The following is a 25,562-nucleotide window of genomic DNA, read 5'->3' on the forward strand; positions in this document are numbered from 1 at the left end:
AAATTGCTAGATTACAAGCGACACATACCGACATCATATGTGGATTCTAAAATTTTATTCTACAGAATAGACCATTCCGGTTTGCGCACCTTCGACACTTTTGCTAAATGCCAGGGCAACTCGACTCGCCGGCACCGATTCAAAACCACGAAAAAAAGGAGCATAACGATTCATTGATTCCGATATGACCGTAGGACTTACTGAATTAATACGAAGATGATGAGGCATTTCGATCGCAGCACTTTTGACAAAAGAATCGATCGCGCCATTGACCATAGCGGCAGATGTTCCCATCGGAATGGGATCATGGCTTAAAATACCGCTGGTTAAAGTAAATGAACCGCACTTATTAATGTATTTAAGGCCTGCCAATACTAATCTGATTTGTCCCATTAATTTACTATTCAAGCCCATGGTATATTGTTCTTCAGTGAAGTTCGTTAATGCTTCAAAATACACTTCCCCAGTGACCGAAACAACCGCATCGAATGAACCCACCGATTGGTAAAGCTTTTCAATTGAATGTGCATCCCTAATGTCTGCTTGAAAATCACCCGTTGTATGCCCTACGGTAATCACTGTATGACGTTGCGAAAGTTCTTTACAGACTGCTTCACCTATTATTCCAGTTCCTCCGACTACAATAATTTTCATTTGCGTTTCCTTTTGCTAAAGATCGAGCCCTCAAAACGTATAATAGACACCCTTTCCAATTTTGGCTTATTCCAACCCGTATAATTGTTCTAAAATGTCATCAATCTCTTTTTGTGTAGTGGAAATTTCTGTGCCTGATTTACAATTCATTTTATTCGCATCCGTTAATAATCTATAGGAACGATGCAAATCAGTCCGTGCGTTAAACCAATACTCTTTTAATATGAACTGTCCACTACGGTCTACTAATTTCGCAGATTCTTGAATTATGGATGAGCAGGAATTTGTTTGATCAACGTTTAATGCTTCAATTTTTAGCGACACTTCATGACATTGATTTGCAAGAAAGGTTTTTTCTTCCTCGGGCATACCGTATGCTGAGCATGATAATAAGAAAAAAGCAGCAACGGATAGAAGATTTTTTAACATGTGATGATCCTTTATCTATTTAAGTCCAATTTTCACATGGAATTCTTACATGGGATGTTCCACTTTTCAATCCTATTCATTTATTAATTCACGCACTTAGGTAAAAATACAAATCGACTAACAGGATCAATTGATGTACAATAATTCTCATTATTGATCAGTTCAAATTCAATTATGTTCAACTTAATTTATGAATTAGCACTACAAGCAACATCCAAAGAAGACTTACGCTCGAGATTAAAAGGATTACATATTGATGAGAAAAGAGGCGATAATCCATTAATTACTCCAGCAGGTCTTTTAGTATTAAAAGGAAAATTTCAACAAGTTGAGTGGTTGCGGGAACTAGGAGCAAGCGTTGATCACATTGCCTATGCCCATGCATTAGCTGGAAATCATACTCAAGTTGGAGAATATCGCACAAGACATAACGCAAGCGTTGATCTAATTGCTCAAGGTTATGCTTCTGCGGGAGATATATATTTTCTGAAAGTTGAAGAATATCGAGAAACACATAAAGCCAGTGTCCATGCAATTGCAAAAGGTTATGCTTTTTCAGGAAAATATAAAAGAGTAGAAGATTATCGCACAAAATATAATGCAAGCGTTCATGAGATTGCGGAAGCATATGCTTCTGCAGGAAAACATGAAAAGGTTGAATATTATCTAGAAGAACACAATGCCAATATTGATAGCATAGTTAAAGGTTATGCTTTAACTGGAATTCACCCAAGGGTTGAATACTATCGGGAAGCAAGTCAGAAGAAATCATGTGTTGACGCAATTGCGCAAAGTTACGCCAGAGCCGGAAATCATCTTAAAGTTGAACGATATCGTAAGGAGCATGACGCAAGTGTTGATGCCATTGCTCAAGGCTATGCGAGAACGGGCAATCATATTAAAGTAGAAGAATATCGGACGAAATATAACGCAAGCGCAAATGCAATTGCCGAAGGCTACGCGATTGCTAATTGTCATGAGAAAGTTGAAGAGTATCGGATGCAACATTCAGCATCTCCCAGTTCAATTGTTAAAGGTTATGCGCTCGCCGGTAATCATCAAAAAGTTGAAGAATATCGTAAAGAACATCGCGTAAGTGTTCATGCAATTGCTAAATATTATGTTTTAGCAGGAAATGATAAGAAAGTTGACGAGTATCGTATCCGGCACAATGCAAGCGCTTACGGGATTGCTCAAAGCTATGCAATAATTGGGAATCATAATAAGGTCGAGGAATATTTACTTTTACCTAACGTAAGTACTCATATAGTTGATTTAATTGCTCAAGGCTATGCTATAGCTGGTAATCATGACAAAGTTCAAGAATTTCGGAAGCGGTTCAATGCGAGCTTAACGGCGATTGCCCAAGGTTATGCTTTGGCTGGGGATCACAAGAAAGTTGAAGAATACCGTACAAAAAATAATACTGATGACATTGTCAAAAGTTATATTTTAGCTGGAAATCATGAGAAGGTAGAAGAATACCGCGTGAAACATGGTGCAAGCATTGAGAAAATTATCCAAGAGTATACTTCACTTGGAAATAAGAAAAAAGTCAGGGAATATGACATCAGTGCACTCCTTACCGGCTATCTTGAGGATAGAAAAAAAGTAGTGGATTCTGAAGGGAATACTAAAGAGTATTTTCATAATTTTTTTACCCGCTTTCAGAAAAGTTTTAAACAAAAAAGTGAAGCCGTTGATGCCGTACGCAAAGCCTTAAAGGGAGAGCGCGTTGATTTAACCCCGCATATAGCGACTTTGGAAAACGGTAATTTAGGTAAAGAATTAAGCGCCTTTATTAAGGCAGGTAAAGCCGACTGCCTTTTGGGTCAGGAGGTGCGTACAATCAGAAATTTTGTGAGTGCATTGCAACAGAAAAAACAGCCTCAACCTACAGTCCATTGAAATTTATTATAAGGCTCAAATCAGATTTGATAACAGAATAACTTCGAAGTATCGAGTCTGATTCATTGGTTGAGTAACCTCTGTTAGACTCATTTTTAAATTTTAATTTTGTCTAATTTAAAATTGCGGTATATTCTAGATTTTCATCATAGTTCTGGCATATTTTGTAGATTTTGCTTTAACTCGGCCTTTTTATTTCAAGAGGCTGTAGTAAATGAACAGCACATCAACAGAGATAGGTAGCAACAAAAAAGCAGATTATGCAAAAGCTCTTTTATCGATAAGTTATAAGGACAATTATGCACCGGTTTATGAATAGAGTTTTATATAACATCCTTTTTTTAGTGAGCACTTCTGTTCTTGCTTCTCCTGTTGAAATTAATCTTGAGCCTAATAAATCAGTGGTTTTAACGAACACCAATAAACAGAAAATATCTATGCTTTGTGAAGTGCATGCCGTTTCAAGCGTAAAAAGCCAGATTTCTATTCAGATAATTCGTGGGAGAGGGACATTTAATGGAACTACATTTAAACAAGGTGATTTTTTAGTATCAACCGTGTCCAACATGCAACAGATTCCTGTGTTGGCAGAGTCTGGAACTCAAGCGCAAGTTAATAATTTAGGAACTTATCCGATAAGAGCAATCTGTAATTAAATATCCAGTTTGTAGGGCTGGTAGCCCTACATCCGATCTCTTATTCCCTATTTAATCCATCTTCCCGACTCTGTTTTTCCTGCGAGATCATTATCCAAGATATCCTCTCCTGTAAATCCTTTATTCGAGCCCCGTGTTCTTCCGTTTTTATTATGACTATTGTTTTTTATTTAAAAAATTTATTCGATTTAGAAGAATAAAAAATTAAATTTTTAAAAATTCTATAGCTTACCGGTAATACATTGGCTATCCTCAGTGAGGAAGTAATCCATTTACCATCACAAGGAGTGACCGACTATGAATCGTTTCTTTTTAAAAGGAATCGGTATAGCTATTCTTGCAATGTTATGTTCCTTAGCTACTTATGCTGATACGCCGGACGATTTTCAATCTCGTTGTACTAATGCCTGGATGAAAAAAGCAGATGATGTAAAAGACAAAGTAGATTTTAAGAATTTTGGGGAAAAATATTGTGCCTGTGCAGCTAAACAACAATTAGATAGTGAAGCAGCCGTTCAAAAAGCAGCTCAGATGTGTATCTCAAGAACCTTGCTCCATGATGCGATGGATTCCATAGAAGCTGATGTTGGTTTAGATAAAGCCAAAGATAGTGATGTAACTGATTATTGTCAGGATCGCTGGGCCCTGGTTATTCCCAAACAATCTGATGAAGATAAAAAATTAATCACTACTTTCTGCGATTGTGCCAAACCCAAATTAGTGGATTTGCTCAAAAAATCCAATGATATGACGGACAAACAATATGACGCAGAAATTGATACTATTGCTGATGCTTGTGCCGAAAGTACTGCTGCTTCTTCCAAATCTGAGGCTGCACCAGCCACTACATCAGCTCCAACTTCTACACCAGAACCTGCATCTAAACCTGCACATTAAGTAGTTTGAACCGTTGAAACCGTAACCCAGGTTGATTTGATAAATAGATCATCATGGGGTACGGTTCACAACATCACGCTTGATTTTCGCTGCTTTTGCCTTATATCTTATACAATCACGTAGGGTCCGACATATTAATGGAAACGTTCTCTAAGAATAAATACGGTCTTTTTAAGGAGTTAGCCCACCCTCTCCCCCAACAGGTTTGACAAGGTATAAACCGCTTGATACAGGCAATTTTTTCTTTGGTGATATAAATCATGCAGGTTCGAAACGCAATATGATATTCCAAACCCGCGCCAATTTTTTTTGCTATAGCATCACAATCCGGCTCTACCACCTGTGTTGCTAATGCTTCTGTTGCAGCAATTGATGCAACAGGGGTTAAATTACTATAGAGCTGGCTAAATTTATTGTCATAAAAGACCATCTCTTTTTCCAAACAATAAGCATATCTATCGCGAGTCAATGTAAACTGACATCTACCACTATAGTTAAGATAAGTTGCATGTACATGAGCCGAAAATAAAAAAAGACCTGAAAAAACGATATGTGATGTTTTTTTCACAAATATACTCCCTGTTTCGATAGAGTACTTCATACTTCTATCGAGTTAATAGAGCTCCCTTAAAATTACTATAAATGTTAATGCAACATTAATTCAACTAATCCATATGTTATGATAACAACCTGATAAAAGAGATAATAAAAAGCATGCACTACTCTAAATTTGGTTATAGGATAAAACAACAGAAGAAAGGTTTTGGCTATTCCTGGCTATTCTTACCTGCTGGTCCAGGTTTAGGATCGGAATATCTCACTGATTTATGTAACACATTACATTTGCCTGGCTCTTCTTTTCTTTTAGACTTCCCTAAAGATGGCACCAATACTCAAGGTGAACTGGGTATTCAATATTGGCAAGATGGTTTAATTGATTTATTAAAATCATTTCCTAAACCGATATTGGTCACGCACAGTTTTTCAGGAATGTTCGCTTTAAATCTACCCGAATTAAAACACCATCTGGCCGGTTTAGTATTAATGAATACTACTCTGGAAAACAGTTTCTTCCAACATGTACATGCCATGCAGCAACTGCACCATTTACCCGATCTGGTTCCTGCTGCCGGTCAATATCATTTGAATCCATCAAATGATACCTATAAAGAATTTTGGAACACTTATAAATATTATTGCTTTACATCCGATGAATTGGAGGCAGGAGAGAAAGTTATCGCTCTTTTTGCGTTTAATAATGCAGCTTATTATCATGCTATTGAACATTTTTATCCAAATTATTCCTGTAAATGGATTCCAAAATCCATACCTACAATGACAATTGCGAGCGAACATGACTTTATTTGTCCGCCCAAAATCTTTGTCGAAAACCAAAGCTTTCAAGAAAAAAACATTATCAATAAAATAATCACTAAAGCAGGGCATCTACCATGGTTAGTTGCTTTCGAGCAAGTTCAACAGTGCTTTTCGGATTTTATAGATTCATTTTTAGAGGAGGAATAAATGTATCCGGTAACAACCATCAGCAGTTCCTTATTGGCTCTAGCTTATGTTTATCTCTCAATTTATGTTGTGACCTTGCGGCGAAAATATAAAGTGACTATTGGCTGTAACGAATGTGTTGATCTGGAAAAGGCAATAAGAGCTCATGGCAATTTTAACGAATATGTTCCGCTCACATTGATATTGCTTTTTTGTGCGGAAGCAAATAAGGCTAGCTGGATAACTCTGTCTATCTTGGTATTTTTCTTTTTCCTGGGGCGATTTTTCCATGCATATGCATTTCTTAGGAAACAACATCATTTAAAATTTCGTGTCCAGGGAATGATTTTGACCTTTCTCGTAATTGCGTGCCTTTCATTTTTAAATTTGGCATTAATTCTTCTAAAATAATAAGCATACTTCTTATTTGATATTTTTGAGCCGATCCATTATTTTCTTTTAATAAAGATCATAAGCCTAGGTTATGGATGACCAATCACCTTATCAATAAAAATATTGATATTTATAAATTTCCAAATGAGTTGCAATACAATTTAGGCTCTATCACTCTCGGAGATTTACATGGCAATCCAATCAACCTCATACATTTCCTTTTTCGGCATCAAATCATTCGATTTAAAGATTCCGTTAAAAATGCTGAAACAGCCTATCAACAATTTGTAACACTCTATGAAGAATATGGTGGGATCCTTGAAGAGTACCTGGAAGCTCGTACTCTTTTGCAATTAACTCAAATCAAAATAGATAATGCAAAAGAACGCATTGCCCATCTTGATAAATTATTATCCGTTGAAGGCAACAATGAAACTCAACAGTATCAAGCCCTGCGGCAACAAACACTAGAAAAGTTACAAACAGCTGAAAAGGAACACCTAAAATTAAACAACAAGTTAACTGAACCTAAAGATAAGCTGTCTCATTATGTTGCCCAATTTAATCACTTCTTGGAACAGATAGAAGTCCATGATAATCAAACCATGATTCGCCTTCTTGGTGATGAAATTGCGGATCGTGGAAATTGTGATTTCTTCACACTCAAAATTCTCAACTTACTTCAACAAAATCGTTGTCCCTTAAATATTCTTATCTCTAATCATGGCAGTGAGTTCCTCTACGCGTTCGAGCAGTTGATGGCAGGGAAACCCTTTTTGCCTGCAGGTTATATAGGCGATTTCCAAATCCCTTCATTTTGGGGACTTAAGCTCTTACTTGAAAACGATATAATTTCCCATGAAGAGCTAAGGCGTTTAGTCAATGAATGCTATAAACCCACTTTAAAAGTACTGGACTACACAATAAGTGAGCAGGGAATTACTTTATTTAGTCATGCCCCCATCCGTTTTGATGCCATTCAATTGATGGCTAAAAGTTTGGGGGTAAACTATGACGACTCCACCGCTGAAGCTTTAGCAGCAACTATTGAACGAATAAATCATCAATTTCAATTCTATCTTGACAGTAATAGTGTTCACACTCTTTTTCATACGGATGCAATCCACGACAGAACCAATATGTCAGAACAAGAAAGAGCAGCATGGCCTTTAGTTTATCTTTTCTGGAACCGCTGGGATGCAACAAAAGAAACCGAAACAGCAAGACCAGTAATACACAATAACTACCATATTACTTATGTTCACGGACATGATGGTTTTCAAAGTCTCCTAGCACATATTTTCAATTTAGATACACTTTGTGGAAAGGAAGCACGCAAAACTGAAGAGAAACAAATCGAGCAGGTATTTCGCTATATTTTGGAGAATCGTGATAAAGCAGTGGATAAAACAACTGCAGAATTTTACCTGCGCAATGTTTTAAGATGTAAAGTGCTTAATTCAGATGAAGGCCCGTTAGCATATAAAGAACGAAACAAAGCAAGGAGCCAAAAAATTCTTCCGGATAATGAATTAAATAGCAGTATACAAAAACTAAGTCTCCTTGGTAGACCTGTAGTACCATCCCCAATATCATTCATGGAGTTAAACACCTCAAACAAAATCAATCCCAAAGAATTGATCCTTGCATCGAAGGAGGAAGAAATCGTCCTTCCCCCGGTGCGTTTAGTGAACTAAAGATTAAATGAATAATAAATCATGTAGCCTATGCTGCAATCAACTGGGGCTTGATATAAAGATGGCGCCCCTGAGCTTAGGCTACGATTGATGGATTATCTTTGATGCTGAAAGAATAGTTTTTTGTCACCATAATTTGAAGCCAATAAAGGACTTTCCAAGACTAAGGTGCCAATATGGTACTCTGTGCCTTGATATTCTCCATAGACTTCATATAGAGGTCCCATAGGTACTTGCAAGAACGAAACTCTAAAATCCTCTCGAGAGGTTTCCGGAATCAAATCTTTGACAAAGCTAGTGGGTCTAAAATAAAGTCGTTCAGGAAACACAGGTATCCCATTATATTTCCCTTCATTTGACCAGGCGGCTAAATGCCATAGAGGTAGATTATTCGCTGGGTCACGAGTAAATTCGAATATTTTCTCAATGGCAATCAAGGTCCAACTGGTAGGATGGGGGATTTGATTGGAAAAATCTTTTGCAAAATAATTCCAATTCTCTTTTTGTCCCTCAAGCAAATTCATGACGTGTAAATTTAAAGAAGAGTGATTCGAGATTAAAATTTTAATTGCCATTCCCGGAATATAAGTATCATCTGCAGGTGGCGTGGCCAGAGAAAGACGTACAAGCCCAACTCCACCGGATTGATAAATACCCGTGAACGGATGACCCTCTGCAGGAATCCAAGCGATTTTTCCTACCGAACCATTCGCATGAATAATTTTTACCCGCCCCTCGGGCAGTTCATCACTGGCATAATCAAATGTAGGTTTTAAGTTAAAAAGACCTTTTAATTTATCGAGTACTTCGTTAAAACTACTACCCGTTAATGGAGGTAATTGATCTTCTGAATTACTTAAGATGATTTCATTCCATAATAAATTTTGCTTTTCTGCAGCAGATAATTCCTGATAATCACAGGGTAACTGAGCATATAAACCAAAACTCAGGAACAAATAAACGAGTCCATGAATAACCAAAGTCAAACAACGGCGCATCCCAACCTCCTTGTCAAAGTTTAATTTTGTGACAGAGTATACGAAATAAGAGAGCTTTTCTAACATTTTTTTGAAAAATCCGTCGTATTTGGTGCAGCGCAGCAAAACCCGGGTTTATGTGATAGATACCGGGGTTAAATGAATAGGATGACCATTATGACTTCATAAAATGATCATAAATAGCGCGACTGGCAAGTGCAATAGCGCGGCTGCGAGGATAATCACTCGCTGATTTAGATTTAACATATACTGCAATTGCAATGTGTCCCTTATTCTTGGGTAAAGTAATAATCCCAACATCACTGACAAAACGATACAGTTTTTTGGAACCGGGATATCGTAAATAATCTCGTTCATAAATTGACCAAGTCCCCGTTTTATGAGCTACCTTCACATTGGGTGGTAGTAACCCTTTTATTCTACTTCGACCCGTTCGGCATTGCTCCATAATATTCATCAGAAGATCAGTACTCGATTCCGAGAGTGCTTCCTTTTTGTATAATTTAACGAGTAATTTTGCCATATCATCAGGCGTTGTGGTGTCGCGAATATCTTTTTCAAAACGTTGCCATGCTTGCTGCTTTTCTTTGAGAGGCACACGATTGGATATTTTTTGCCAGGAAGAGATAGGTTGACGTTTTCTTAAAAATGAATGGTCTACATGGTTTGTATCCAAAAACATTTCCATAATAGATCGATTAATAAAAATATTTTTAAATCCCAGTACGCTCATCCGTTTTGCTACATATTTAGGCCCATTAGCCGCTTGTAATAACGCATCACTCGCACTGTTATCACTATTTTTGAGTGTATGCATCAATATCTGCTTTAATGAAATGCTGAGTTTTTTCTTTTCAAATAGATAGTGCAATGCTCCAGAACCTGGAACAGAATCACTCGAGTCCATTTTAATCACGCGATCTAAGGAGTCTTTTTTTTCATCGACACGGTGCAGAAATGCCATTGCGATGGGTAACTTGATAGTACTTGCCATGAAAAAACGCTGGTTACTATTGTGTGTAATTGTTTTATTTTTCTCTATGTAGATAGCAGTAATCCCCATTACTGTATTCGAATTCTTTTCGATAGCTTGTAATTTTTTAATGAGTTCAGCCTCGCTAGGAGCCGTAAAACCATTCACTGAAAACACAAAACAAAAAAGCCAACATAGTAAGGTACTTTTTATCCTTAAAATATTGACGCATTGCGCCAGTAATTTTATTTTCATAAAGTATTAATCCATTTCTCATTATTTTTATTCAATATTTTTTAGCGTACCTATTTTATAAATAGGTCCATTTCTGGGTAGTTCAACTCATGTGATCCATATAATTAGACATTTCCCTATCAGCATGTAACAGTCCATAGTTTTATGAAGGTGTGGCCTGAATAAGGGTGTACTTTGTATCAATGAGACGGTACAGATTACTATGCAATTTTTTATTCTATTTTTAGGTTGATTACAACCTATTTTACATTTCAACCCGACAATCTGTTTATTATTTTTTTGAAAATAAATCACTCATGCTTGAGATGATATAATTTTTACGCATGGAACAAAAGATGACACTTCAAAATGTCTTCGATGAAGTTCATATGAGCCCGATAAAGGATATGCCGTTTTGGAACGCTTAATGTATAATCCTGAATCAAATTTGAGCTTCCACCTGAAAATAAGTATGTTCCATATATTCCAGTAATGCTTCCTTATTCACTGGCATTTGAGTTAAACCAATATATTTATCCGGACGAATCAAGACGGCAGTGGCTTGATTGAGTTTAAAGAACTGATGCATTTTTTGATTCTCGTCAATTAATAGCGACATCTCTTCAACAGGTAATGTTATTTCAGAATTAGAACATATTATGTGTGTTTGGATTAACCCTTTAAATCGCTCCTCCATAGCGGCTAATATTTTAAATAAAAGAGCGGATTGATTCGATGCAAGACCAGTAAATAATAATAAATGATGTCGTATCCCTTGGGTTATTTGGTGTAACCCCTTTTTCTCTTTACTGTGGGCATCAATCAAAGGAAAATCAAGAAGAAATCCACCTGTTTTGAACTGCGTCTTTTGACCCAGAACTCTTACGATGGGGCTCTTAGCATAATTCACGGACAATTCAGCCAGATCATTAAGGATGAAATTTTTCATCGCATCAAACGACATGGCAGTATGTAAAATAAAATTGCGTAACCTAATTAGCAATGGATTGCTTATCATAATTAAATGGGTCATTACCCCGGTTTTTTTCAAAACTCCTGCTGCAATGGGGTGACGTTCACTGTGGTAACTATCCAGTAAGGCATCATGTGCCAATCCTTTATGTACGAGCGCTAATTTCCAAGCCAAATTATAGATATCTTGTAAGCCAGTGTTTAAACCTTGTCCCCCCATAGGACTATGAACATGCGCTGCATCACCTGCAAAAAATACCCGACCATAACGATAATTTTGTATCTGTTTGTGATCGATACCGAATTGGCTGATCCAAACAGGATCATGAAGTGTGGCTGGATCCGTACATCGCAATTTAAAAGCCTGGACTATATCCTCCATTGTGGGCTCCTGGCTCATAATTTTTTCGGGGGCGGTCATAACGATACGATACCGTTTTTCTCCCATGGGAAAGCATGCGGCTGGGCCTTTGTCACTGACATAAAGAATAAATTTATCTTCAGGTAATTTCCAATCAATCAATACATCAGCCAACCACCATGTTTGCTTATACGAAGAACCTATAAATTCGGCATTAACTTGCTTTCTTAAGGTGCTGTGTGAACCATCACACGCAATAACCCAACTCACCTGAACTACTTCGATACGGCCATCAACATGTTTTAGGGTAGATACGACATGATTGGAGCCTTGTTCTATTTGTGTAAGTTCCGTTTGCCACTCAACATGCAATCCTCTATCAATCAACCCTTGATGGAGAATTTGTTCTGTTTTACTTTGTGGAAGATCAATAACAAAATGGTAATTTGCTTCTACGTTTGCATAGGTTGCATGAATTAACTCTTGACCTTTAGATTTAAACAAGACGCCATCAACTTTATGTCCTTGAATCAGAATTTCTTCGATAAAACCACAATCCCTAAGAAGATCAAGTGTTCGAATATGAATCGCTAATGCTTTGGATTTATCACTAGTTGTTAACTTTTTATCAATTATCCGACAATTCAAACCCTGACGAGTTAGTTCGTTTGCACAAAATAAACCCACAGGTCCAGCCCCAACAACCAGGACATCTAGTAATTCGTCCGACATTGTCAGTCTCTCATAAGCACACTTATTTATTGTAGCAATTTTATTTCTACAAGTTCGAAGCTCTAAATTTTTCCCTTATAACTATCATTAAAAAGTTGAGTTAATCCTTCTCTATAAGAAGGATAAAGCAGGTCTATCTTTAATTCTTCTTTAATCTTAGCATTAGAAACCCGACGATTACTTGCATAAAATTGTTGTTCCATTGGAGATAGGGTTGCTGTTTCCCATGAGAGAAGTGGTAAAGGCGGCCGATTGAGTAATGATGCAGCGTAGGCATCCACAATATGCGCCGGGGTAGGTTCATCGTCCGCAACATTATAAATTGAATAAGGCTGCGAATTCATTATGGAGGCCTTAATGACTGCAGCAATATCCGCAACATGGATTCTGGAGAAAACTTGTCCCTCTTTGTAAATACTGACTTTTTTTCCGCCGATGATTCGTTCTATTGCATTACGATGTGGTCCATAGATTCCTGCCAATCTAAAAATATGAAATGGAATTCCTTGTGCTCTGGCGAAAATCATCCATTTATTTTCGGCAACTAATCTTAACTTACCTTGACTTCCTGCTGCTTTAGAGTCCGATTCCTCCGTTACCCAAGCCCCCTGATGATCCCCATAAACACTTGTAGAAGAAAGATATCCCATCCATTGAATATGTGTTTTGTTTTGCATGATTAAATCACTAAAACATGAAAGGACAGGATCACCTTGTCCTGAAGGAGGGATACTGATTAAAATGTGAGTTGCCTTATTTAAGAAATAGGTTATTTCCTCCCCATTAAAATCAATGAGTTTGTAATCTTTTTGAACATTATTTAGAATTTTATCTTTATCTCGAGTTGTACCAACCACTCTAAAATTCAATTGAGAAAGTTCTCTTGCTAAAAATTCGGCCGTATAACCAAAGCCAAAGATAAAAAAGTATGGGAATTCAGGAAAATGTTCCATGACTGTAAACCTATAAATTTATAGTAATAGTTGATCTTATTCTTTGACCACCAGGTCCGCTAAACTAAATCCCACCACATTTTAATTCTGTTACTAACCGTGAACTAATTTCATGACACGCTTTCGAAAATTTGGACCGGGATCCTCTTTATCGGTTTGATAATTCGGATCGCGTTCAAGCCAAAGTGAGGTGTTTTTAAAATTCAAATATTCATTATGTCCAATAACATATTCTATTTCAGGATATTTCTTTTTGAGATAACACACTAAAAATGCATTGGCTTTAGTTTGGGCCTCAGTTAGATCATCCTTACCATCTATTCCGCCTATATTTTCAATGCCGATCGCATAATGGTTCAATCCAATAACATGTCTTGCCATCCAGTGTTCTGGCATGAGCTGATAAATACTTCCATCACGATCAACTAAAAAATGACTTGAGACATTCAAGGTACCCGGCAATTCTTTAATACGGGGTGAGTTCTGTGGGAACGTAGGCGAATCAAAAACACGAAAAGTCGCCTTGAGCGTAGAAATACATGTCCAATGCAAGACGATCATTTTCGGTTCAATTTCAATTGAATTAGAGTCAATCCCATAATGAGCTAATTGATATTGGCGTGTTAAAGCAATTCGTTGTTTATTAAATTGGATAGGTTTCTGATGGATAACTTGCGGATCATAACACGAAAATGCATGGGCCAAAGAGTTTAAAAACAATGAGCAGAATATGAAAGTTTTCATTTTTTCAACACCATAAAGTAGGCAGCCACATAATCGGGCAAATGACGAGCTGCTTGGGTGAACTCCTCTCTCCCCGCATAACTCCCTGCTAGAAAATCAACTTGGTATAAATTGTTTTGGAATGCACCACCTGTATCTGCAAAAATACCAGCTCGGGTCACCACTTTACCTGTTCGATCGGGGTATTGTATCAACAACAGTTTCCCTAAACCAAAATGTTCAAGATCTGCGGCAAAAGTGACCTCTGGATTTACTGTAATTTTATGATCTGCGTCTTTTCCATACCCTTTAATTCCTGCTACCCCTTTAAAATACCAGTAACGTTCTTGTTGATAGGGGTTTTTAGCTTTGTCGTATGCAATATTATTGCAACGATGAACATTAAAGATTTTTGTCTGGTTCTTGCCAAAATCTGCGACCAGAGTGCCCTGCATTAATGCCGCTTCTAGATCATCTCGGTTAAAATAAGCCAAAACAGGAACATTCTTATTCGTCAATGCACCTTTTAATATAGCTTGCTTCCCATAGTGGAAACGTGTCAATTCGGGTTTTGCATCGGCCTCTTCAACTGTTAATGATTCCTCATCTCGAGGAAGTCCGTACAGAGCAAATGGATAGGCTGCGCTAGGCTGGGTTGATGCCTTTGCACGGTGTACATAATATTTGGTCATTAAAATTTTATCTTGGGGCAAATGAGCAAGAAGTGATTTTTTTCTCTTCAAAGGTTTCGCTTGTTCCAGATCAGGATACCAGCGAACGAAATCAAAATGTTTTTTTATAAACGCAGGATTGTTCAATTCGTTTTGGTGTTGGCAAATGAATATTAAAGTGGCTTTGACTCGTGCTACGGGTACAGGGAAAACAGTACCCTCATGAATAACACGTGAATCATAATGGTTGCCCTTATTTAAATAAGCCAGGGTTTCTTTAGCAGTTGAACATAATGCAGCTCCGTTGATCTCATACTGACTGGCCGAAGATGGTTCCGCCGGTACAAAATGAGGAGCAGCAAAAACTTGAAGATTTACTAATAATCCATAAAAGAAAATTTTAATTTTCATTCTTTACAATAAGTACGTGTGAAAACAAAATGATACCACATGCACCTCTTGAAATTCTAAGAATTACATAAGAAGAACTTTATACATCCTGGATTATGAATTTAATCAGAGTCTTCCTTGGGTAAATAACGTGCAGACTAGGCAGCTTCTGCCTCACGCAATCCTGAGTCATCCGATTCGGCTGTTAGACGATTAAAATGCCAAGAACTATAAAGCGCACCAAGTCCACAAACAATTAAACCTAAAGGCAAGGCATTTAGCGTTTGCATTAGCAAATAGGCACTTATGATTGTTAAAACCGATGAGCCAAACATACGCACGGTATGGATTATAGCCAGTGCAAGTCCGGTATTTTCTTTATAATCTGCGAGCATGATGGACATGGTAGCAGGAGCAGCTAAGCTAATTCCTAAATTACAAATTAATGCAAAAGATAGAGCATACAAATTGAATTCATAAAAAGCTGCGCACACTAACATCGCAAACCCACCAATAATAATAAACCAAGCTCCAAGATAAATAGTCGATGCCATGCTGAAATATTTACGAAGCCAAATACCTAAATAGTTGCCCACAATTATATTTAAGCCATTAATAATAAAAATAATACCGTATACCAAAGGGGAAAACCCAAATTGATCAATAATAATATAGGACGAATTAATCACCGAAAGCATTACGGCTGCGAAACTAAACATCATAATAAAAGAACCACTCCAAAGAGTGGGAGATGGAATGATCTCTTGGTAGGCTTTAATTACTTTATTAACCATAAAAGATTCTTGAGGTTGTTTCCAAAAAGGAGACTCAAACAATCCTTTACGCGATTGCAGTAATAGTGTTATTCCAATTACCGCCATTAATATGAAATTAGCCTGCCAACCATAATAGGTAAAAATCAGTGAACCCAATACCGGAGCAAGAATAGGTGATATTGAAACAATCATCGAAACATAGGACAGAACCTTAGCTCGCTCTATGGTATCCTCAAAATCCCGAGATATTGAAAAAGCAATCAAATTCGCACAACACAAAGCAAATCCTTGTAAGGCGCGTCCCAGAATGAGTACATAGATATTCGTTGCAAAAGCACAGATTAAACTGGCAAGAACAGCAAGGAACAAGCTGCCTGGTAACAAACGGCGTCGTCCAAAATGATCGATTAATGGTCCCCAGATCAATTGGGTCACACCAAACACAAGCAAATAAATACTTAAGGTTAATTGACTTAAGCTATGAGTGGTACCAAAAACATTAGTGATATAAGGCAGCGAAGGTTGATAAAGGTCAAAGGTAAGTAAGGAAAAGGCTGATAATAATCCAATTAGCAAAATCGAAGTTCGTGGTTGGGACATAATATTCATTTTAAAAAAGAAAGCGGGCCATTATAGTAAAATCTCGCTATTTTTGCTCTAAGTTTAAGAAAAAATTTGGGACCTTCGGCCATGATTTCTTGAGGCTTTGATAAGCGCAGCAAGACCTAAGACATCCCGAATGTTACGGGAGATGGTAGCAAAATTCCCAAGGGTATGCTGCGCCTCCTAGCGCTATTTCCAATTAACCTTTACGAATCAAATAATTACTCCCAGCATGAATTACTTTTTTCATCCGATTATCTTCTTCTGGGTTAGGTTGACATGCTTTAAAGGAGTCTTTTAGTGAGGCTACACTAATAGGTAAGACAGGACGACTATCGGTTTCTAAATAACCTTCTTTATTCTTAAAAATAGTAAAATGGTCCGAGGCAAATTCTTCACATTCGCTTAACGTTTCATCCTGACAAATCGAAAATTTAATCGATCGTTCCACACGGTAAGACTCACCTACTTCATCCGCAAACACCATATCACCATATACTATGCTATGCCGGGTTCCACAAAAATAATAGCCATATTTATATTGACCATTCTCTGTAACATCAGTTCGAATATATCGTCCATCTCCTTGAGTAAGCCCATTGAGTGTCACAATATGGCGGACTTCCTCTTTGGGACCACTTTCCGCAATGGCTCCACCCGTTAGGGCCAATCCCATGATTAACAATGTAATTCTTTTCATTTTTATTCCTTATCTGAAAAAACATCCTCAAGGAACCAGTCTTTAAGGATCAATGATCTACTCTAATATCAATTTGGAGGAAAAAATTTTTACCAAACTGACATCGTGGTCTCATTATCCTAAGAAAAAATCACTTTGAACAGATAAAAAAATATTGCTTTTTGATTAAACGAAAGTCAAGTTGAGCACAATAGTACGAAATCAAAACCTTTTGCACAAAGAGTCTCGGTGTATACCTACAACGAAAACGCACGTATTCTAAATAGACCTTCAGCATTCGCATGATTCATGTTAGAATGATTTTTGTACATTGGGGGTGCCCGTTAATGGCTGAGAGGAATTAAACCAACCCTTTGAACCTGATCTCATTCGTCTGAGCGGAGGAAAATGTGTCTATTGTTATGCTCTCAGGTATGATTGCTTTTATTACTTCCTTTATTGGTTTATTACCCCAAATTATCAAATCGTTAAAAACCCGATCAACCCAAGATCTCTCCATGATTATGCTGATTAATTACCTCATTTGTTCAGTAGCTTGGATCATATATGGAAGTAGCACCGACTCATTTTTTGTAACCAGCTCTAATGTAGTGGGTTTAATTGTCAGTTTGCTCCTTATTTTATTAAAAAGACATTATGATACACGATGTAATTAATTTAACTGGGTATCAATCCATTTTATGCCTCAATGGAAATTTACCTGATTCATCTTTTTTCATTGCGATGAATTTGCCAATTATTGCAGCTGATGGCGCGGCAAATAGTTTATTTGAACAGGGAATTCGTCCTCAATTAATCACTGGGGACTTAGATTCAGTCCATCCAGCTCTTCTGAAAAACCACCCTTTTCTTCATATCCCGGATCAAAGCAGGAGTGATTATCAAAAAGCCCTGGGTTATTTAAAAGACCAGGATTTATTACCCGCTATTGTGGTTGGGGTAAATGGGGGACATTTGGATCATGTACTAAATAACATGAATATCTTTATGGGGACCAACTGTCTTTTATATGCACCACCGATAAGGGGATTTGTGCTGAATGCACAATCCAAGATTAATCTTTCCTTGCCAGTCCATACAAAAATTTCATTAATGGGAATACCAGAAGCAATCCTCTCTTCAATTGGTCTGCGATGGGAGCTCAATAATACTCATCTTTCATTTCCAGGACAAACCTCATGTTTTAATCGAGCTCAAACACCTGATATTGTTTTGGAGGTTCATCATGGTTCAGTTTTAGTTTTGGTTTATGAACAAATGATCGAGGATGCAGCACTATCATTCCGATAGACTCCATCTCGATGATGTTTCATTGAATACATCATAAAGCATGAACTAATTCTACAGTTCCTATTTAATTAACTACAATTGAGCAACTATCACCTTTAGTAATTAAAGTGACAATACTATCTTTAGTTAGAACTTGGGATCCGCATAGCACGTCGGGACCAAAGGCCGAATTTTTCCTAAATCCAAACACATATTCTCTATTTGCCGGCCCTTTTCCTTCATAATACTTTCCTCGAGCTCCTACTTTTTTACCATCTACAGTATATCCTAATGCAGCAGCTGTCTTTTCATTCGTTTTGACATGCACTCGAATCGTATCATGGGCAAGGGCTTGAATTGAAAAAGAAAGAATGACAAGACCACTCAAATTTTTTATGGAATTTCTTATCATAATAAACACTCCTTGTTTATGAACTTTTAATATACCTCATTTAATGAATTAAATTATAGATAAAAATATTATGGCCTCTCTTCAGCTTTTTTTCTAATAAAACGACGAAGCTCAAGAAAAACAAATATTCTTATCTTTCAACGAATACTAGTGAAAACTTAGAAGATCTTCTTGAATTCCAAACTAGATACACTATGATAAATATATGCTCTTATTGATTATTTTATTGCCCGCATAACCAAAGGAAAACTGGAGTCCATTGCGATATATGCACAAAAGTTAAGGATCTAGATTATGTTAGGTCGGTTGAGATTTTTCAGAGGTCGTGTATCTGCAAATGACATTTATTCTACCATTCATGAGGTTCACTCCTCACATAGACCCAACCTTCTGACAGGAAGCTTATCTGGTAATCTTTGGCGCCATGATAGTATCCACGAAACAATAATTAAAGTAACTACTCCCAAGGAATATCTAGATTTACAGAAAACGGCAATTAGTAATTTCGAACGTTGGAAAAAATTAAAACCTGTGGCTTCTTCGGTTGACCCGAAAGTTGAAGTCCAATATCAGGATTGGGGAAGTGCCACGTTAACAGCAACCAAAAAAAATGCGGTAATTTACACCGTATTGAATATGGCAAATTCTCGATATCCCGGAGGTGCTGTCCTAGAAGGTGGGAGTGCTCAAGAAGAAAATATGTGGCACCGAAGTTCATGTTTACTTTCATTGATGGATAAAATCGTCAAACTCGATAAGACTTCAAACCTGTTTATATATACTGAAGAAGGAGCCTCATTAGTAGAAGCTAGAAAAAGGATGACCCAACTCGAGTACGATATTGTAAAAGCACGTTGTCCTACATTAGATACTGCAGATATTTATAAAACCCTCCATAGTGCAGAACCTAGAATATGTTTTAGAGGTCCGGAAGTATTGCTGCCTTCGACGGTAGATGACTATGGAGGATCTGGACTTACATCCAGTCCAGAATTAAGTTATGCGTTTCTCCCTTCAGAGAGTATTTTTTCTTTTTATGAATTAAGATCCGCTGCGCCCGAGCACTTTGCTGAATCGCAATCACAAGAGCCTAGTGTATTAAAAGAACATAGAGAAGATTTACGCCGACGAATTGCGGCTCAACTGGATACCTTAATCCTTGTGGGACAAACCCATGCAGTTCTGGGTGCCTGGGGTTGTGGCGCTTTTAAAAATGAGCCTGAACTTGTAGCAGAGACCTATGCCGAAGAAATCGAAAAAAGAGCCGATTTTTTTCAACATCTACTTTTTCCCATAATTAATACCAATTCCCATTCCAATAATTATGAGGTATTCGAAAAAATACTTAATGGGATGAAGCTTAGCCCCTCAGCCAATAATAGTTTTAAAATGTAAGATGGATACAACTATTCTTTGATTACTTTTTAGCCCAAGAGTTTCCGCTCAGTAACGCTCAGTAAATAATTGTTCTTAAAATACTTTTTTATTAAATATGTGATTTAAATATTGTTTAATTTATAATGTGGCGCGAGGAATAATTTTTTTGGATCACGAATTAGGAGTACTAATAATGTCTTATGAAAAGCAACAACAAACCCCCTCACAATCTGTATCTACGTACAACCTTTTGAACTGGCTCACTGTCTATCGTGGCTACAATGCCATCATTGCAACTTTAGTTATGGTTCAGTATCTTACTAATCCAGATGCCTCAGCAATTGAATATCTTCCCGACGTGGCAATTCACGCATTAGAAGCAATCGCCCCTAACTCATATAACAATTTGGGTATAGGTGGTAATGTTGGCCGAGGAATACAAGCAGGAATCGCCTTTTTTTCAGGTAACTCTACAATTCCCAGGATTGCAAACGCTGTTGATGTCTTTAACCATGGAGTGAATGTTTATCATCGTTTGTCATGATATGCAAAATAAATCCTATGGCATCACTGAAAGTTCCTCATTGGAACTAATCGATTAAATTATTTGTTTCATCTCACTTCATTCATCGTTTACATGCTACTTCATGTGCATGTAAACGTTAGTATTTGCAATTATTATGCTTCCAGTTTTATGGTTCTATGTCTTACTCAAAACTTGATTCTCAATGAAGGGGTGGATACCGTATGAGTCTTGCCTCATGAGTCACTCCTGTTAAAGCTTAGCCCATGGGTTCTTATGAATAGCCCGGGAGTTTTGTCTCCCGGGCTAGGTTAATGTGACTAATGAGTGGTTTCTTTGGTTTTTCCAAACAACCAATCCATACTGACCTCGAGCTCATTAGCAACTTTTTGCATGGAGGTAGAGTCCAAAGCGATGACTCCATGTAAAAGAGCTTCAATTTTAAATTTAGGTAATTGGAACAACTTAGAGCACACTTGTACGCGTTCTGTCATTAAGGCAGGAACTCCAAGCTCATCAAGTTCCCGATTTAAACGTTCAGTTAGTTTCTTGTTTGACATGGTAGTCTCCTCTTGACTTTTTATCAGTGTAAAACACATAAGCTTAAGGATTGATTAACACGGAAAACTTTATATAAAAAAATTAAATTAAATGAAATCCAAAAATTTTAAGGCCTATAGATCTCTCTTTAAACGCCTTGCCCTAAGTTTATTCTTTGAGATGGGATTGAATTGCCAGCTAATTTTTATCTCAAGATGCCTTATGTTTTTTTACACTTACATATAAACGGAGTACGTAGAGCAAATTTTGTTTTTTTGCGGTTCAATCTCAAGTTTGAGAAATTTCTTACACGAATATGAGATAAAAAGGCAATGCTAATTTAAAACATTTTGTTATGCTTACTACAACGAGGAATGACAGTGGATGTCTTAAAAGGAATTTATAGCATCATGGAAGACGCTATACCACAAGGATGTGGTTACTCTCCTCGTTGTAGTCTGCATGTAAGTCTGGTTATGCGCCCATTAATCAGACTTACTCCCATTTCTTTACCTCCTATTTCAATGTATTTCTCATGGATCAAGCTAGAATATTTTTTGCAACTCCCACTAACAACTAAATCCACAAACCTACTGTTTTTTTAATGCATACCATGCTCTATTTTTAGAGTGGTTAATATTTTTTTTCATTACCGATCTTCCAATATCACTGAGCTCAAATTTGACTCTGAAAGCACAAATAATATCTTGACTCAAGATCATTTGTAGTACATCTTATGCTTACGTTACCCTTTCGAGCCAAAAGATGATCACAAAGCTTTTTAACTGGCTTCAAAGTGATGAAAAAATTTTTCATCTATCTAATCAACACCTATCTCGAGAACTTCTCGAACTGGAAGAACTTCAAGCACGTCACACTAACCGTGTGCTTCTGAGAAATGCCCGTCTTGGAAAGCTACAAGGTCTTGATACTCAGGAAGACATTAAGAAGGTAGAGCAACACATTTTATTCATGGATTATCTTCAATTTTGCAGAAAAACATTCGAAGAAAATCCGCAGGATTCTTTATTTTTAATTACCCTTAAATATCTACTACCTAAAGTGGATAAAGAAAATTCGTTGCTCCATGCTAAATTGTTCGAATTGTTTCGGGCTTTATTGCAGGAAGACAGCGGCCATACACTTAATTTTTATCAACAAAATGATGCATTGTTTAAAAATCTTCCTGAAATCCAAAAATGTGTTGATTCTGAGTTGCATAACCAGAAATTTATTGACGACATTCAACAGGTTGAACACCATCTAAGCCTGTTTAACAAAAAGCTATCCCAGCAAAAAAATCCGTTAGGGATCATAGGATTATGTAGAGATTGGATCTCTGATACACAGAAGTTCGCGGCATTTATACTCTGGTTAGTTCAGCGCAATACTAGCCCGGAACAGATTTTGCAAACCTATTTACTTCATGATTTTTTGAAATACAATTTATTTACATTACACTCCGAAGACAACGAAGTGTTTCTCTTATATGCTTTACTTAATCATTTTCCGGAAGCCAAGCCCCTTGTGGAAGCGGTTAAAAAAACAAGTAGTGATGAACGAGGATTTCAAAGCTACTCACTCCAGGGAGTGTTTAGTGAGCACGAACTTCAGAATATTCCTCAAAAAGAAGAACCCCTACAATTTACCTTAACCGCAACGAATTTTTCAGCCCTATATGAACTATTTGGAACAACATTTTTACACGCAGCACTATTAACTTGTGAAGAAGATACCGATTCGAAATGGGTGGAAGCCTTACGAAATACTCTGAATGAGGCTGAGACGCTCACCAAAGTACTACCTGGCCTCATTAATGTAATTGCCCGCGAGTCTTCCCCTGCTATCCTAGAACATTTAGCGCGTTTAATTGACGATCAACATGCACAAGAATTATTATCCAACAATGAAGGCGCCATATTTTACCTATTACCTTATAAACCAAAACTTTCTGAATACATCAATGAAAAAAATATCAGTGAATTTATTCAGCAAATCACGCTAAAACATACTTCTGATCCCGAACTCATTTTCCAATTAATGGCATTATTTTTGATACTTTCAAAGAAAAAAGGGCCCGTGACGCAACTCGTATTCCAAGCAATTATTGATAATCTTGTTCAACATCCATTCCTATTAGAAGATGAAAAATTATTACGCCAACTCAAAAGATACCCAGATTGCGAAGCCATACTTTCCCAACGAAGTGAACAAATAAAACAACGTGTCATCGAATGTATTGTTGAACAAACTAAAGATTGTGAATTTAGTAGTCGTAATTATCAAATTATCGAAGATATTTGGCTTGAAGCGTCTCGCAAACTTAATGTATTTAAACTCATCCAACCGCAAGCAAAATACACCCTCAATAACAAATATGCATTGCAGGCAAAAATCGCTCAAACTGCCTTTCTTTGTCATGGAAATGAATTTAACCTGGATGCCTTTATTGAGGCTCTATCTTTACCCCTTGTAATTCCAGAAGATGGGGTCAGTGAATACGAGCGTGTTCTTATTGAAATTCTAGCGGCCATTGATAACGAATTAATCAGAAAAAAAATCATTAAACAATTAGAAAGTCCCCCAATACAACGGCTTAACTGGACAGAGAAAGAATATGAAGGTAAAAACGTTATTCTTAAGGCTGCAAAATATGGCAATCTTGGTTTAATTACTCTGTTGGAAGAACAAATCCCATTGGAAGATTGTAACCAAGCGATAATTATTGCTGCCAAAGCAAATCAATGGGATGTTGTATCTCACCTCTGTCACCTTGATAGGGTGACCTTAAATGAAGATGAACTGGAACAAATCATTCTCGGGGCAGCAGCAGAAGGTGAATTAAAGATCATCCAGGACCTCTTCGATCTTTACGATTACGAATCCTCCGCTATCAAGATTAAAATCCTTAATCAAGCCATTAGCCGTGGCAAGTTGAACATAGTTCAATATTTTTATAATTCTGGTGTCACTCTCGCAAATCAATCAGCAATCAATAAATGGTTTCATTCGGCAAGCGAATTAGGATATTGGGATATTGCTCTATTTATGGCAGATGCAGAAGAACATCCGCCCTCTCTTTGTGCAATTGAAAAAGCATTCAACCATGCCGTAGCTGGTTTGGATCTAGAAGCAATTCAAGGGCTTTGTAATTTATCAACAAATCCCCCCCGAGGCTCCATCATTCAAAGAGCTTTTGTAAAAGCCTGTCAGTCCGGTTGTTTACCCTTGGTTCGATGTTTTCATGACCTACCGAGAAAAATAGTTCGGGCAGAATTTGAAGAAGCAGTGGATCATGCCATTATGAATGGGCATTTGGAAATTGTTACCTACCTATACAATTCTCCTACTTATTCATCGGATCAGGGTTTGATCAATCATGGCCTGATAACTGCAGCAAAAAAAGGAAAATCAGAACTCGTTGAATTTTTTTGCTCAATGACAACCAAGACAAAACCAACCCAACATAGTTTAAATCAAGCCCTAAATTGGGCGGTGAAAGGCAATCATACGGAGACATTTATTACTTTATGTCGCTCTCCACTGAATCCGCCAAGTAAATCTGCTGTTAAAGCGGCTTTTCTGCTCGCGGTTAAAGAAGGCAGGCAGAGTATTGTTACCTATTTATGCAGTCAGGAAATTAATTCACTCACCCAACGTACTATCGAGGACGCGTTAAAATTAGCAGTTAAATTTAAACATCCTGGAATTGTTCGGTATTTATGTGAACTTTCTAGTAATTCACCGCAAAAAAAATCACTAAGCATTGCTTATAAGAAGGCCGTTGCCAGTATTCAAAATGAAATTGCAGACTATTTAAGAGAGCAACTCAATAAAGTTAACCATAAAAAAATTGATCTTGAAATTGATGAGAGTTCAGGAACTGATCACGATTCGGATGTCAATTCAGAAACCGATGTCCTTTCCGAAATGGACGTAGAAACCGATTATAAGCCAACGCTCGCTCATGACCACAGTTTTGATGTGGAACTAAACTCGGATATTGACGTCGGAATCTCATTAAAAACCTTTGGTTTTTTTAAAAATACCACCTCCAAAGACCTTCCTGTATCAGTCCGGACATCTAAACCAGGCGTTCCCATTAATTAAACGGGAAGCCTAAATACATCCCGGCGCCTATACTAAAAATGAGATAAAGTGAACAGGGAATGGAGATTTAGGTAAGGCTCAAATACAGAATCGAATGAAGGACGCTGT

24 protein-coding genes and 1 riboswitch are annotated in these 25,562 nt (G+C 37.2%); of the genes, 11 read left to right on the forward strand and 13 right to left on the reverse strand.

Annotated elements, in window-relative coordinates; all coding sequences use genetic code 11:
- Positions 1-54: 54 nt before the first annotated feature.
- Together ACWTE2_RS05365 and ACWTE2_RS05370 are read right to left on the reverse strand one after the other, a co-directional pair.
- Positions 55-654, reverse strand: a complete 600-nt coding sequence (locus ACWTE2_RS05365; RefSeq protein ID WP_454784492.1) for a short chain dehydrogenase — start codon at positions 652-654, stop codon at positions 55-57.
- Between the two features lie 66 nt (positions 655-720).
- Positions 721-1,083: a hypothetical protein gene (locus ACWTE2_RS05370; RefSeq protein WP_182391728.1), complete on the reverse strand. Its 363-nt coding sequence runs from the start codon at positions 1,081-1,083 to the stop codon at positions 721-723.
- A gap of 174 nt (positions 1,084-1,257) precedes the next feature.
- Between ACWTE2_RS05370 and ACWTE2_RS05375 the strand changes: the two genes are divergently transcribed.
- The 3 genes from ACWTE2_RS05375 (at position 1,258) to ACWTE2_RS05385 (ending at position 4,544) form a co-directional block, all read left to right on the forward strand.
- Positions 1,258-2,991, forward strand: coding sequence for a hypothetical protein (locus ACWTE2_RS05375; protein ID WP_454784493.1), 1,734 nt, complete (start codon positions 1,258-1,260; stop codon positions 2,989-2,991).
- Between the two features lie 311 nt (positions 2,992-3,302).
- Entirely contained in the window at positions 3,303-3,647 is a 345-nt protein-coding gene (locus ACWTE2_RS05380; RefSeq protein WP_483099542.1) for a hypothetical protein, read from the forward strand.
- Between the two features lie 297 nt (positions 3,648-3,944).
- A complete protein-coding gene (locus tag ACWTE2_RS05385) occupies positions 3,945-4,544 on the forward strand; it encodes a hypothetical protein (protein WP_454784495.1) in 600 nt (199 codons plus the stop codon).
- A gap of 115 nt (positions 4,545-4,659) precedes the next feature.
- Here ACWTE2_RS05385 and ACWTE2_RS05390 read toward each other — a convergent pair whose 3' ends face one another.
- Complete coding sequence (locus ACWTE2_RS05390; RefSeq protein ID WP_255464233.1) at positions 4,660-5,112, reverse strand: hypothetical protein; 453 nt, start codon at positions 5,110-5,112, stop codon at positions 4,660-4,662.
- Between the two features lie 146 nt (positions 5,113-5,258).
- Between ACWTE2_RS05390 and ACWTE2_RS05395 the strand changes: the two genes are divergently transcribed.
- The 3 genes from ACWTE2_RS05395 to wip all read left to right on the forward strand — a co-directional run bounded on the left by ACWTE2_RS05395 (position 5,259) and on the right by wip (position 8,137).
- On the forward strand, positions 5,259-6,068 hold the full coding sequence (locus ACWTE2_RS05395) for an alpha/beta hydrolase (RefSeq protein WP_454784496.1): 810 nt from the start codon (positions 5,259-5,261) through the stop codon (positions 6,066-6,068).
- The gene (locus ACWTE2_RS05400; protein WP_454784497.1) at positions 6,069-6,458 is read left to right on the forward strand and encodes an MAPEG family protein; all 390 of its coding nucleotides are present in this window, start codon (positions 6,069-6,071) and stop codon (positions 6,456-6,458) included.
- A 77-nt stretch (positions 6,459-6,535) separates the two neighbouring features.
- On the forward strand, positions 6,536-8,137 hold the full coding sequence (gene wip, locus ACWTE2_RS05405) for a Dot/Icm T4SS effector Wip (RefSeq protein WP_454784498.1): 1,602 nt from the start codon (positions 6,536-6,538) through the stop codon (positions 8,135-8,137).
- 95 nt (positions 8,138-8,232) lie between these two features.
- Here the strand turns inward: wip and ACWTE2_RS05410 are convergent, their stop codons facing one another.
- The 8 genes from ACWTE2_RS05410 to ACWTE2_RS05445 form a co-directional block, all read right to left on the reverse strand.
- Positions 8,233-9,135 (reverse strand): hypothetical protein, encoded by a 903-nt coding sequence (locus ACWTE2_RS05410; protein WP_454784499.1) that lies wholly within the window; start codon positions 9,133-9,135, stop codon positions 8,233-8,235.
- A gap of 154 nt (positions 9,136-9,289) precedes the next feature.
- Positions 9,290-10,363, reverse strand: coding sequence for a class A beta-lactamase (gene bla / locus ACWTE2_RS05415; RefSeq protein ID WP_454784500.1), 1,074 nt, complete (start codon positions 10,361-10,363; stop codon positions 9,290-9,292).
- A 421-nt stretch (positions 10,364-10,784) separates the two neighbouring features.
- Positions 10,785-12,407, reverse strand: coding sequence for an FAD-dependent monooxygenase (locus tag ACWTE2_RS05420; RefSeq protein WP_454784501.1), 1,623 nt, complete (start codon positions 12,405-12,407; stop codon positions 10,785-10,787).
- Positions 12,408-12,469: 62 nt separating this feature from the next.
- Positions 12,470-13,360 carry an SDR family oxidoreductase gene (locus ACWTE2_RS05425; RefSeq protein WP_454784502.1) on the reverse strand — a complete coding sequence of 297 codons (891 nt, stop codon included), beginning with the start codon at positions 13,358-13,360 and terminating at the stop codon, positions 12,470-12,472.
- 93 nt (positions 13,361-13,453) lie between these two features.
- Positions 13,454-14,104, reverse strand: coding sequence for an N-acetylmuramoyl-L-alanine amidase (locus tag ACWTE2_RS05430; RefSeq protein WP_454784503.1), 651 nt, complete (start codon positions 14,102-14,104; stop codon positions 13,454-13,456).
- Positions 14,101-15,165: a hypothetical protein gene (locus tag ACWTE2_RS05435; protein WP_454784504.1), complete on the reverse strand. Its 1,065-nt coding sequence runs from the start codon at positions 15,163-15,165 to the stop codon at positions 14,101-14,103. The genes ACWTE2_RS05430 and ACWTE2_RS05435 overlap by 4 nt, the downstream gene beginning before the upstream one ends.
- Before the next feature lie 137 nt (positions 15,166-15,302).
- Positions 15,303-16,520: a multidrug effflux MFS transporter gene (locus ACWTE2_RS05440; protein WP_454784505.1), complete on the reverse strand. Its 1,218-nt coding sequence runs from the start codon at positions 16,518-16,520 to the stop codon at positions 15,303-15,305.
- Between the two features lie 202 nt (positions 16,521-16,722).
- Positions 16,723-17,223 (reverse strand): hypothetical protein, encoded by a 501-nt coding sequence (locus ACWTE2_RS05445; RefSeq protein ID WP_454784506.1) that lies wholly within the window; start codon positions 17,221-17,223, stop codon positions 16,723-16,725.
- 302 nt (positions 17,224-17,525) lie between these two features.
- A riboswitch (TPP riboswitch) is annotated at positions 17,526-17,626 on the forward strand.
- Here ACWTE2_RS05445 and ACWTE2_RS05450 point away from each other — a divergent pair.
- Together ACWTE2_RS05450 and ACWTE2_RS05455 are read left to right on the forward strand one after the other, a co-directional pair.
- Positions 17,613-17,879, forward strand: a complete 267-nt coding sequence (locus ACWTE2_RS05450) for a SemiSWEET family sugar transporter (protein WP_454784507.1) — start codon at positions 17,613-17,615, stop codon at positions 17,877-17,879. (Overlaps the previous riboswitch by 14 nt.)
- Positions 17,860-18,513, forward strand: a complete 654-nt coding sequence (locus ACWTE2_RS05455) for a thiamine diphosphokinase (RefSeq protein ID WP_454784508.1) — start codon at positions 17,860-17,862, stop codon at positions 18,511-18,513. The genes ACWTE2_RS05450 and ACWTE2_RS05455 overlap by 20 nt, the downstream gene beginning before the upstream one ends.
- Positions 18,514-18,577: 64 nt before the next feature.
- On the opposite strand, the gene ACWTE2_RS05460 is transcribed toward ACWTE2_RS05455, so the two are convergent.
- The gene (locus tag ACWTE2_RS05460; RefSeq protein ID WP_454784509.1) at positions 18,578-18,904 is read right to left on the reverse strand and encodes a hypothetical protein; all 327 of its coding nucleotides are present in this window, start codon (positions 18,902-18,904) and stop codon (positions 18,578-18,580) included.
- Positions 18,905-19,198: 294 nt separating this feature from the next.
- Between ACWTE2_RS05460 and ACWTE2_RS05465 the strand changes: the two genes are divergently transcribed.
- Together ACWTE2_RS05465 and ACWTE2_RS05470 are read left to right on the forward strand one after the other, a co-directional pair.
- Positions 19,199-20,299 (forward strand): poly(ADP-ribose) glycohydrolase domain-containing protein, encoded by a 1,101-nt coding sequence (locus ACWTE2_RS05465; protein WP_454784510.1) that lies wholly within the window; start codon positions 19,199-19,201, stop codon positions 20,297-20,299.
- Between the two features lie 175 nt (positions 20,300-20,474).
- On the forward strand, positions 20,475-20,825 hold the full coding sequence (locus ACWTE2_RS05470) for a hypothetical protein (RefSeq protein ID WP_454784511.1): 351 nt from the start codon (positions 20,475-20,477) through the stop codon (positions 20,823-20,825).
- Positions 20,826-21,124: 299 nt separating this feature from the next.
- Here the strand turns inward: ACWTE2_RS05470 and ACWTE2_RS05475 are convergent, their stop codons facing one another.
- Positions 21,125-21,364: a hypothetical protein gene (locus ACWTE2_RS05475; protein WP_454784512.1), complete on the reverse strand. Its 240-nt coding sequence runs from the start codon at positions 21,362-21,364 to the stop codon at positions 21,125-21,127.
- A 745-nt stretch (positions 21,365-22,109) separates the two neighbouring features.
- Between ACWTE2_RS05475 and ACWTE2_RS05480 the strand changes: the two genes are divergently transcribed.
- Positions 22,110-25,454, forward strand: a complete 3,345-nt coding sequence (locus tag ACWTE2_RS05480; protein WP_454784513.1) for an ankyrin repeat domain-containing protein — start codon at positions 22,110-22,112, stop codon at positions 25,452-25,454.
- The last annotated feature ends 108 nt before the right edge of the window (positions 25,455-25,562 follow it).

It is taken from the genome of Legionella nigrisilvae (assembly GCF_977063395.2).